Source organism: Streptomyces milbemycinicus (genome assembly GCF_002154605.1).
Classification (GTDB): Bacteria; Actinomycetota; Actinomycetes; order Streptomycetales; family Streptomycetaceae; genus Streptomyces; species Streptomyces milbemycinicus.
This window is the reverse complement of record NZ_MUNE01000197.1, coordinates 1-1,338: the sequence shown is the minus strand read 5'-3', so window position 1 is coordinate 1,338 and position 1,338 is coordinate 1. Positions and strand designations below refer to the sequence as shown.

The 1,338-nt window shown below is 67.8% G+C and carries 2 protein-coding genes; one reads left to right on the top strand and one right to left on the bottom strand.

Annotated features, from left to right (window positions below; genetic code table 11):
* On the bottom strand, positions 1–360 hold a 360-nt coding region (locus CCN51_RS17455; protein ID WP_425444762.1), incomplete at its 3' end, for an SDR family oxidoreductase.
* A 254-nt stretch (positions 361–614) separates the two neighbouring features.
* Between CCN51_RS17455 and CCN51_RS17450 the strand changes: the two genes are divergently transcribed.
* Positions 615–1,338, top strand: a 724-nt coding sequence (locus CCN51_RS17450) for an L-histidine N(alpha)-methyltransferase (RefSeq protein WP_245881638.1), incomplete at its 3' end; no start/stop codon positions are given.

The following is a 1,338-nucleotide window of genomic DNA, read 5'->3' as shown; positions in this document are numbered from 1 at the left end:
CGCCTCGTGGAGGAGGGCCATGGGCACGGCCCCGTACCCGCCCCGTACGACGTCCCCGGCGCGGATCTGGCCGGCCCACCACAGGGTGTTCGCGGCGAAGGTGCTCGGGTGCAGATGGGTCCATACGAGTCCGGACCGCTCGATGAGCTGTTCCACGCGCGCATGGGACCGGCCCACGGGGTGCGCCTGCCGCTCGGGCGCCACGCCCTCCTGGACGGCGCCGGACGACAGGAACACGACCCGGCCGGCATGCCACTTGATCGCGTCCACGATGGCGGGGGCCGGACCGGCGTCGTGGAAGGGCCACATCAGGAAGACCGCGTCCCCAATCAGCAGGCGGTAGCTGCCGGAAACCGTCATGGGTGAGCGCCGAATGACGGATGCCGTCACTGCTCTCACTCGGCGGGGTCAGTGAGACTGCCAGGTGAACCGGGCCTGGTCGAAGCGGCGGGCGGTCATAGATGGCATCGCGCCGATGGCCGTGGCCCAACGCGAAACGGGTCCCGCACACCGGGCCGGTCGCGCCACGAGCTCGCACTCCTCCCGGTAATGCCGGCGTCGACGGCGAGCGGTGGCCTTGCAAGCGCGATTGCAGAAGGAGTAGACGGACGTATGTGGCTGGCGATCTACTGTCTGCCGTGACGTGTGTACAGCAGCATGCGGTGTCGCCGCACGAAGACTTTTATTGCACCTACTCGGCGACACAGGTGGATGCCATCGTCGATTCCCTCAACCATCGTGCCGAGTTCCCGTACGAACTGACCTACCTCGGCGATGGGAGCGAGATGTGGCGCGCGGGCGAAGTACCGTCCAACCCCGAACTCGCGCCGATGCTCAGCGACTTCGACACGATCTTGACTTGCCACGCCGAGCAGCTACTCGCCCTTGCGCCGTCATCGTCGCCGGTGCGGATCGTCGATCTCGGGCCGGGAACGACGCGTCCCGTGCGCGGGCTGATCCGCCACCTGCTGGACAGGTCCCGCCTGACCGGCTATCGCGCGATCGACATCAGCGCAGAGATTCTTGAGCTGGCCAGCGAGAATCTCCGAGTTGATTTCCCCGCTCATGCGGAGCGCTTCGAGCTGTGCCGCGGCGACTTCACCGGCCCCGATCTCGCCCGCGTCCTCACCGCTGAGCGCACACCCGGCCACGATGGTGCCGATCCGGTCCGCTTCGTCGTCCTGGCCGGCGGGACGCTGTACAACTTCGCCGAGCCGACCCAGGTCCTGCGCCACGTTTGCCACGTCATGAGCGACCACGACGTGCTGCTGTTGACGCTGCGCATCGACACCGGCGTCGACAGGCCTCCGTTCATGGACCAGGTCAGCGTCGGCGGCC